This window comes from Acinetobacter sp. B51(2017), assembly GCF_003711395.1.
In the GTDB taxonomy this organism is placed as follows: Bacteria; Pseudomonadota; Gammaproteobacteria; order Pseudomonadales; family Moraxellaceae; genus Acinetobacter.
In genome coordinates this window covers 1-8,773 of the sequence record NZ_PJRJ01000054.1, presented here as the reverse complement: position 1 = coordinate 8,773, position 8,773 = coordinate 1, and the positions used below count along the sequence as shown (strand labels likewise).

Sequence of the window (8,773 nt, the reverse complement as noted above, 5' to 3'; positions counted from 1 at the left end):
TTATGAGGCAGTCCTATACCTGGCGGACGATCCTTGAAGCAGTAGGCTCTGACACGCCATAACTTGTTGCGACATGGAACAAAGTTCGATATTCACGCCAATAACTTAAGCACAGAAGAATTTGATCATCTATACGCAATTTCGGAGGTCTACCTTTCTCTGGAACATGTTTCTGCAATTGCTCAACCATTAAATAAAAGGTTGACCATGAGATGCCTGTATATCGCTTAAACTGTGTTTCAGAAAGCTTCTTTGAGTCGATGTATTTCATTCGTAAATTATGCATGAATATTCGAAATTCTTCGGTACAAATAAGAAGCAAAAAGTAGATCATTTTTTGATTTATGAAAGAGATCTACTAAGTATAGAAAGAAAATTCTAGGCGAGTTACATTATAATTATTTTACTGAGTGTATATATGAAATTTGCAAAGAATTTGATGCTAAATTAAAAGAATGTAATGGTGAAGCTGATCACGTTCACATGCTTATTCAGTACCCACCCACAATTCAACTGAGTAAATTGGTGAATAACTTAAAATCAGCAACAAGTAGAAGAGAGCGGAATGAATTTTTAGATTACGTGGTCGTTATTCAAAACCTATTTTGTGGTCACGATCTTATTTTGCAGGGTCGTGTGGTGGTGCGTCTTTAGACACTATTAAAAAATACATTCAAAATTAACAAGGTCAAAACCTGTGAAATTCACCTCCACCCTGACTGTCGGGTGGAGTCCTCTTTCACGTTATGATAGCTAAAAACCTAATCAGCTCAAACAACCTAAATATATAAATGCAGGATGATCGTCATGCATTTTGGATATGTAAGTATTTGTAAAGAATACATTGTTTACTCAGGCTAAAGATAATCTGCATTTTTTTTACAAAGCAATTTAGCAAAAGTAAGGTTGTTATGCTCAGTCTTAGCGATTAAACTGTATGGCTAATACAGATTTTACCAAAATGTTGCCCTGTTTCTTGGTAACGAAAAGCCTCTGCTAGCTGTTCAAGGTCAAACACAGAGTCAATCACAGGCTTCCAAGCAAAACTTTCTAAAGCTGCGATCATATCTTGTTGATCACGGCGGCTACCCACAATTAATCCTTTAAGGCTCAACTGCTTGGCCATTAATTCAACCGTTGGGATTTCACCCGCATAACCTGTTAAAATACCAATTAAAGCAATATGCCCGCCCACTTTAGAGGCGCGAATCGACTGAGCTAAGGTGGCCGGCCCGCCTACTTCAACCACAATATTAGCGCCTTGACCTTGGGTGAGGTTGAGCACTTGATCACCCCAGTTAGGTGTATCACGGTAATTAATTACATGGTCAGCACCCAAGGCCAATAATTTTTGCGCTTTTTCTGTTGATGATGTGGTTGCGATCACCTTGGCACCCATAGACTTGGCCATTTGTAGGGCAAAAATAGAAACCCCGCCTGTACCTAAGACTAAAACTGTATCGCCTGCTCGTAGCTTGCCATCAACCACTAAGGCGCGCCAAGCAGTTAAGCCTGCTGTGGTTAAGGTTGCAGCTTCTGCATGGCTATAATTTTGCGGTGCATGGGTAAAAGCAGTTGCAGGTGCATTTACCATTTCACGCGCATAACCATCAATGCCATCTCCTGGTACGGTTTTAAAATCAGATAAAGTGGCTGGTCCTTGTTGCCATGTAGGGAAAAAACATGATACCACATGATCACCCACCGCAAATTCACTGACCCCCTCCCCAACTGCAGTAACCACACCTGCAGCATCAGACATTAAAATGCGCCCATCTTCAGTCGGAAAATCACCGCGTGCGACGACAAGATCATGAAAGTTCAATGAATTAGCATGAATTTTCACTTGAATTTCACCTGCTTGGGGTATGCCGATATCATCTAAATGCGTGAGCGTGAGCTGATCAAAGCCAGCTGGTTTTTTAACAATTATTGCTTTCATGGCAGAGCTCATTTTTAAAAAGTGTTCTATTGATCTTAGCGAAATTGTTGATGAATTGCGCTAAAGTGGTAAGGTTTTTTATCATTTTATTGAGCATTCAACCCTTTCAATTACACTTGAGTAATCAATCAGCATTCACTTAGATACTACAGATTAAAAAAAGCGTTACAATCTATTAACATATTCACAACAAGATGTATCATTTTGGTGCAAATGATTTTTGCTAAGGTTGGTTTTAATGCAGTACTTAAAGGAATCAGGGCTGCATCATGTTGAATTACGGTTATTTTATTCTGGATTATTTTAATCAAGGATGGCATCGTAATTGCATAATAAAAAACGTTACAGGAGAGAAATCTTCAATGATTCGCCGAAGGTGCAACTTCCCGGAAACTCTCAGGCAAAAGGACTGTAACGCATAATAAAAAATCTGGAGAGTGCAGACGCACACCGAAGGAGGAAGGGGCAATCCCGAAACTCTCAGGTTCAAGGACAGATGGGATATCACCTAAATTAGTGAGGACGATATGACCCATATTGCTATTATTGGTGCAGGCATCACAGGAGTGACCACTGCATATGAACTCGTCAAACAGGGCTTTAATGTCACTGTATTTGAAAAAAACCTCTACCCTGCGATGGAAACTTCTTTTGCTAATGGTGGTCAGCTGTCTGCTTGTAATGCAGAAGTCTGGAATCAAAAATCCACCATTGCCAAAGGCTTAAAGTGGATGTCGCAAAAAGATGCACCTCTGTTGCTTAATCCGTCGTTTAATTTGCATAAATACAAATGGTTGATGTCATTTTTAAATAATATTAAACATTATGAAAATAACACCATTGCCACAGTGCGTTTAGCCTTAGATGCACGTCAGCATATGTTTCGTATTGCAGATGAAGAAGGCTTTGATTTTAACTTAGAAAAAAAAGGCATTTTGCACTTTTATCATAATGAATATGAATTTGAGGTCGCTAAGAAAGTTAATCAATTGCTACAAAAAGGTGGTTTAGAGCGTTATGCAGTTAGCCCTGATGAGATTAAAGCAATTGAACCTGCGTTAACAGGTCAATATTATGCAGGTTTTTATACACCAGAAGATGCCACAGGCGATATTCATAAATTTACTCGTGGCTTAGCCGCTGCCTGTGAAAAATATGGCGTTAAATTTTGCTTAGGCGCTAATGTGTTACATATTCAGCCGCATCAGGATCGGGTGGAAATTCACTATCAACAACAGGCAGCTGAACAGCAACAAGACTTTGATGGTGTGGTGATTTGTGGTGGCGTCAATAGCTATCATTTAGGCGAACAGTTGGGTGATAAAATTCATATTTATCCAGTCAAAGGCTATTCCATCACGGTCAATCTGAATGATGAAAACAGTGTTAAAAATGCCCCTTGGGTGAGTCTTTTAGATGAAAGTGCCAAGATTGTGACCTCTCGTTTAGGTAAAGATCGTTTCCGTGTGGCGGGTACAGCGGAATTTAATGGCTATAACAAAGATATTCGTCATGATCGTATTCAGCCTTTGGTGGACTGGGTCAATAAAAACTTTGATATTGCCACAGATAATGTCATTTCTTGGGCGGGTTTGCGTCCGATGATGCCCGACATGATGCCACGGGTACAACGCAGCCGACAAGCACGGGTGTTTTATAACACAGGTCACGGTCATTTAGGCTTTACCCTCTCGGCTGCCACAGCCGTGTTGATTCGCCATGAAATTCAAACTGTGTTAGCTGCTGCTTAATCCGTGATGACGGAGACGAAAATCATGTCGAGTTTTGGCTCTGAAGTACGGAAAAAACATAAAAAACGAGGTTGGCAGTTATTTGCATTAGTCTGCATCTTACAAATCATCACGGTGTTGATTGCACTGAATTTGCAATAACACTTTGACCAAACGCTGCCCAAAAAATAGATCAAAGCACGGCGCATTTTATTACAGACTCACCGTGTCTATAAAAAATAGGATATTCACATGAAATTATTTACCCAACATGGTCACTTAGCAATTGCCAAAGAATTATATGACTTTATTGAAAATGAAGCTTTAGTGGGTACAGGAATTGACCCGCAAAGCTATTGGCAAAGTTTTGAAGAAATTGCTCTAGAATTTAGCCCAAAAAATAAAGCCTTGTTGGCAAAGCGCGATGCGTTACAAGCTCAAATTGATACGTGGCATCGTGAAAATCGCTTTGAGCTTGGCGCTTATAAAGCCTTTTTGAGCGAAATTGGTTATTTAGTACCAGAAGTGGCGGACTTTGAAGTCAGCACCAGCAATGTAGATGAAGAAATTGCCACACTGGCAGGGCCACAATTGGTGGTACCTGTACGTAATGCGCGCTATAGCTTAAATGCAGCCAATGCACGCTGGGGATCATTGTATGATGCCCTATATGGCACAGATATGATTGCACAAAACGACGGCTGTGAAATCACCCAAGGCTATAACCCTGTGCGTGGTGCCAAAGTCATTGCCTTTGCCAAAGACTTCTTAGATCAAACTTTCCCATTACAACAGGGTAGCTATCAGTATGCCAGCGCATGGACAATTGAAAATGGGCAATTGGTCATTGGTTTACAAGATGGGACTCAAACAACATTAAAAGATCCAAGCCAATGTGTGGGTCTCAATGGCACAGCTGATGCGCCATCCGAAATTATTTTTAAAAATAATGGGCTGCATATTATTGTCCAATTTGATGCCAATCATCCGATTGGAAAGCAAGATTGTGCAGGGGTTAAAGATATTTTAGTCGAAGCAGCGGTCACCACCATCCAAGATTTAGAGGATTCGGTGTCTGCAGTTGATGCTGAAGACAAAGTCGAGGCCTATCGTAACTGGTTAGGTTTAATGCGCGGTACCTTACAAGAAAGCTTGGAAAAAAATGGCAAAACCATCACGCGTCAACTCAATGCTGATCGTCATTATCAAGATTTGTCAGGCACAACCCAAGTCTTAAAAGGCCGTTCACTGATGTTGCTGCGCAATGTCGGGCACTTGATGACCAATCCTGCGATTTTACTCGATGGTGAAGAAATCTTTGAAGGTATCATGGATGCGCTGATTACCCCATTACTCAGCCTCACTGATTTACGTGGTGAAAATCCTTTGACCAATTCACGTACCGGCTCGATGTATATTGTGAAACCAAAAATGCATGGTCCTGAAGAAGTTGCCTTTAGTGTGGCATTGTTTAGCCGTGTAGAACAGGCGCTGAATTTAGCCCCAACCACGTTGAAAATTGGCATTATGGATGAAGAACGTCGTACCTCAGTCAACTTAAAAAATTGTATTGCTGAAGCGAAAGATCGAGTAATTTTTATCAATACTGGCTTTATGGACCGGACTGGCGATGAAATCCATACCCTGATGCATGCAGGTGCATTTTTACCTAAAGCGCAAATTAAAAATCAAACTTGGTTTGATGCTTATGAAAACCGTAATGTCATGATTGGTCTACAAGTAGGTTTACAGGGCAAAGCCCAAATTGGCAAAGGCATGTGGGCCAAAACCGATTTACTCAAAGCTATGTACGATTCTAAAATTGAACATCCACAAGCCGGTGCAAGCTGTGCTTGGGTACCTTCTCCAACAGGTGCAGTCCTACATGCGCTGCATTATCATCAGATCAATGTGGCTGAACGTCAGCAGCAATTGCAGCATGAGCCAATCTTAAGTTTGGACGATCTACTCACCCCTGCTTTAGCGCCTGATTGCAATTGGAGTGCTGAAGAAAAACGCCGTGAAATTGAAAATAACTGCCAAGGTATTTTAGGCTATGTGGTGCGCTGGGTGGATTTAGGTGTGGGTTGCTCTAAAGTACCTGATATCGATGATGTGGGTTTAATGGAAGACCGTGCTACTTTGCGTATTTCATCGCAGCATCTTGCCAATTGGTTGTGTCATGGCGTGGTCACGACCCAAGACGTAGAAACTGCGCTGCAACGTATGGCTAAAATTGTCGATCAACAAAATGCTGATGATCCTGAATATCGTGCCATGTCAGATGATTTTGAACATAGCATTGCCTTCCAAGCCGCATCAAATCTAATTCTTAAAGGTCAATTACAACCGTCTGGTTATACCGAACCTTTATTGCATGCAGCACGTTTAGAAGTAAAAAAACAAGGCTAAACTTTTTAATTTGATAGAAAAAGCCTCATCATGAGGCTTTTTTTATGGGCTTATTGGGCAGTATAACCACCATCCATCACTACAGCTTGACCGGTAATACCACCTGCTTTATCACTGGCCAAAAAAATTGCGTAGTCGGCAATTTCTGTCACGCTTAATAAGCGCTTTTGTGGCACCATGGCTAAAATGACCTCTTCAAGCGCACTTGCTTCACTGACTTGCCGAGTTTTGGCTAAATCAACAATTTGACCACGCACTAAGGGGGTATCTACATAGCCTGGGCATAACGCATTGACTGTAATCCCATCGCGTGCACACTCAAGTGCAGCCACTTTGGTCAGTCCAATCACACCATGTTTGGCACTGTTATAGCCGGCTTTACCTGCAAAGCCAATCAGACCATTAATCGAAGCCATATTAATAATACGTCCAAACTTTTGTTGCTTCATGATAGGTAGCGCGTGCTTTATACCAATGAATGAACCGACTAACATGACATTAATTAATTGTTGAAAGGTGTGCGTCGGAAAATCTTCAATCGCAGCCACATGCTGAAAACCTGCATTATTAATTAAAATGTCAAGGCGGCCAAAATGTTGTTGGCTCAGTTGAATGGCTTGTTGATATTCGATTTCTTGACTGACATCACAAGGCGCAGCCAATACTTCAAAGCCGCGCTGTTGTAGGGATTCAGCTGCCTCTCGACATTTTTCTTCATGAAGATCCGAAATCACCACTTTGGCACCTGCTTGCACAAATTTTTCTGCCATTTCTAAGCCAATTCCGCTGGCTGAACCTGTGATAAAGGCCACTTTGTCTTGTAATAATTGTTCCATCTCTATTCTCTTTTTTAATCAAAAGTATATCAACGTAGTAATGCACCCCATGCAGGTGCCGTTGTACTCAGCACGAATATAGCTTGATTACGAGGCAAAGAGATAGTGGTTTTATCATCAGCAATTAGCCGAGGCCTTTATTGTTAAAGTAGTACTGTAATGATGGATGAGGAATCCCGCAGCATTAGTTCAAGATATTATGGTTGCTTAAAGATGAGTCTCTTTCGTACGCCTATGCAAATAAACACAATCAGCAAGAATATCACTGTTTTCCATAAGCCTTCTGCAAGATCATGAGGAATCAAGACGTATCTAAATACCACCCCATAGACGCCTAGAATAACGGCAAAATCAGCCATGAGTTGCAAGAATTTTACAATAATAAGCTCTCCATTGGGATTTTGCTGAGCAGGCTTATACATAGTTAAACCCCATAACATGCCTGCAACTATGGATACTGCAAGGAGTACTCCAAAAGACCCAAAGGCTACAGGTTTATATTCAATCCAGCGTAAAACAGAGATAAATAAAGCGAAAGGAATTCCCCAAGCCAACCCCCCATTTATAAATATCCATCTTAATTTTTTATTCACGTTTATTTCCTATTTAAATGTTTCTTCTCACCTTTATCCATTTTTGTACAAACTTAGCTCTATAATAGTAATTCAAAATTATACGTGCTTTGCTAGTAGCCTAGCATCAGCTTAATTTTGAATCTGTTATAGTACTTTCAACTTAATATCACATTGGAAATAACCATGTATACCGGTATTGTCCTTGGTACAGAAACAATTCTTAGCATTGAGCTAAAAGATGGTTTTAACACCATTCATGTGAGTAATGAAAAAGGCTTTATGAATGATGCTTTTATCGGAGCAAGTGTAGCAGTAGATGGAACTTGCTTAACCGTTACTGGGATCAGTGAGGACAAAAGCTATGTGAGTTTTGATGTTGGACAAGTGAGCCTTGACCTGACCAGTTTGGGTCAGTTAAAACTGCAAGATCGCGTAAATATCGAACGTTCTTTTAAGATGGGCATGGAAAATGGCGGGCACAACTTATATGGGCATATCGAGGCTACGGCTCAGATTGTGAATATTATCGATTTTGGGCAAACCAGACAATTTGATGTGCAGATGCCAGCACATTGCATGAAATACTTTTTTTTAAAAGGCTTTATTGGTCTGCACGGTTGTAGCCTCACGATCAATCGCGTGGACTTGAGCCAGCAACAACTTTCAGTCAATCTTATTCCAGAAACCTTACGTCTAACCAATTTTGGACAAAAGAATATTGGCGATCAACTCAATTTTGAGATAGATCAAACCACACGCACTTTAGTTGACACTTTAGAAAATATTTATGCCCGACAACGAGCAATTTAACTAATCGCCCAGCGTCCTTAACGTATTAAGGGCGCTGTATGCTTGCACATTATGCTAAGTTACAATAACTTCATATGAATATTCTCTTAATTTTAAATAAATAACCATATAAAACATAAATTTAACTTTAAAAAATAAACTTACTTACAAATTAAATAGCTTGAGCCAAACTGCAGTTTAAATTGCATTAAGCTGCTAAAGCATTCATTTATCAAAAAAATATAACCATTTTTTTACTAAAAGTTAAAAATTAAAATAAATCAAAAAATTAAAAAAACACAAATCAATGATAATTAGACCTCTTGCGAAAGTGGTTATTGCAAGTTTATTCGGTTTACCAATGCAGCAATTAAGTTAATGCGTAAACCGAATCTTTTCCGTCTATTTCGATAGCGTTCACTTAATATTCTAAATGTTTTCAATTGACTATTGATGTGTTCGATCACAACTCGTATTTTTCCAATCAGT

General features: G+C 40.0%; 7 protein-coding genes, 2 pseudogenes and 1 riboswitch. Of the genes and pseudogenes, 4 read left to right on the top strand and 5 right to left on the bottom strand.

The annotated features are described in order from the left end of the window. Window positions 1-13 precede the first annotated feature (13 nt). Complete coding sequence (locus CYK47_RS15805; protein WP_286206925.1) at window positions 14-190, bottom strand: helix-turn-helix domain-containing protein; 177 nt, start codon at window positions 188-190, stop codon at window positions 14-16. 167 nt (window positions 191-357) lie between these two features. Between CYK47_RS15805 and tnpA the strand changes: the two are divergent. Further along, window positions 358-683 (top strand): annotated as a pseudogene (gene tnpA, locus CYK47_RS14610) (IS200/IS605 family transposase); the annotation flags it as partial. 245 nt (window positions 684-928) lie between these two features. Here tnpA and CYK47_RS14605 read toward each other — a convergent pair. Next, complete coding sequence (locus CYK47_RS14605) at window positions 929-1,942, bottom strand: zinc-dependent alcohol dehydrogenase family protein (RefSeq protein WP_122902519.1); 1,014 nt, start codon at window positions 1,940-1,942, stop codon at window positions 929-931. 335 nt (window positions 1,943-2,277) lie between these two features. Continuing rightward, a riboswitch (glycine riboswitch) is annotated at window positions 2,278-2,364 on the top strand. Window positions 2,365-2,469: 105 nt separating this feature from the next. Here CYK47_RS14605 and CYK47_RS14600 point away from each other — a divergent pair. Further along, window positions 2,470-3,693, top strand: a complete 1,224-nt coding sequence (locus CYK47_RS14600; protein ID WP_122902517.1) for a D-amino acid dehydrogenase — start codon at window positions 2,470-2,472, stop codon at window positions 3,691-3,693. 231 nt (window positions 3,694-3,924) lie between these two features. Continuing rightward, window positions 3,925-6,084 carry a malate synthase G gene (locus CYK47_RS14595; protein ID WP_122902516.1) on the top strand — a complete coding sequence of 720 codons (2,160 nt, stop codon included), beginning with the start codon at window positions 3,925-3,927 and terminating at the stop codon, window positions 6,082-6,084. Between the two features lie 50 nt (window positions 6,085-6,134). Here the strand turns inward: CYK47_RS14595 and CYK47_RS14590 are convergent, their stop codons facing one another. Beyond that, window positions 6,135-6,920, bottom strand: a complete 786-nt coding sequence (locus CYK47_RS14590) for a 3-hydroxybutyrate dehydrogenase (RefSeq protein ID WP_122902515.1) — start codon at window positions 6,918-6,920, stop codon at window positions 6,135-6,137. 197 nt (window positions 6,921-7,117) lie between these two features. After that, window positions 7,118-7,513, bottom strand: coding sequence for a hypothetical protein (locus CYK47_RS15665; protein ID WP_213072438.1), 396 nt, complete (start codon window positions 7,511-7,513; stop codon window positions 7,118-7,120). A gap of 165 nt (window positions 7,514-7,678) precedes the next feature. Here CYK47_RS15665 and CYK47_RS14580 point away from each other — a divergent pair, with 165 nt between their 5' ends. Then, window positions 7,679-8,305 carry a riboflavin synthase subunit alpha gene (locus CYK47_RS14580; protein WP_122902514.1) on the top strand — a complete coding sequence of 209 codons (627 nt, stop codon included), beginning with the start codon at window positions 7,679-7,681 and terminating at the stop codon, window positions 8,303-8,305. 314 nt (window positions 8,306-8,619) lie between these two features. On the opposite strand, the pseudogene CYK47_RS14575 reads toward CYK47_RS14580, so the two are convergent. Next, window positions 8,620-8,773: pseudogene (locus tag CYK47_RS14575) on the bottom strand (IS5-like element ISAba27 family transposase); the annotation flags it as partial.

Excerpts from the sequence above, each read along its gene's own strand:
- CYK47_RS15805 (WP_286206925.1), bottom strand. The coding sequence starts at position 190 with ATGGTTGAGCAATTGCAGAAACATGTTCCAGAGAAAGGTAGACCTCCG.
- CYK47_RS14600 (WP_122902517.1), top strand. The coding sequence starts at position 2,470 with ATGACCCATATTGCTATTATTGGTGCAGGCATCACAGGAGTGACCACT.
- CYK47_RS14590 (WP_122902515.1), bottom strand. The coding sequence starts at position 6,920 with ATGGAACAATTATTACAAGACAAAGTGGCCTTTATCACAGGTTCAGCC.
- CYK47_RS14605 (WP_122902519.1), bottom strand. The coding sequence starts at position 1,942 with ATGAAAGCAATAATTGTTAAAAAACCAGCTGGCTTTGATCAGCTCACG.
- CYK47_RS14580 (WP_122902514.1), top strand. The coding sequence starts at position 7,679 with ATGTATACCGGTATTGTCCTTGGTACAGAAACAATTCTTAGCATTGAG.
- CYK47_RS14595 (WP_122902516.1), top strand. The coding sequence starts at position 3,925 with ATGAAATTATTTACCCAACATGGTCACTTAGCAATTGCCAAAGAATTA.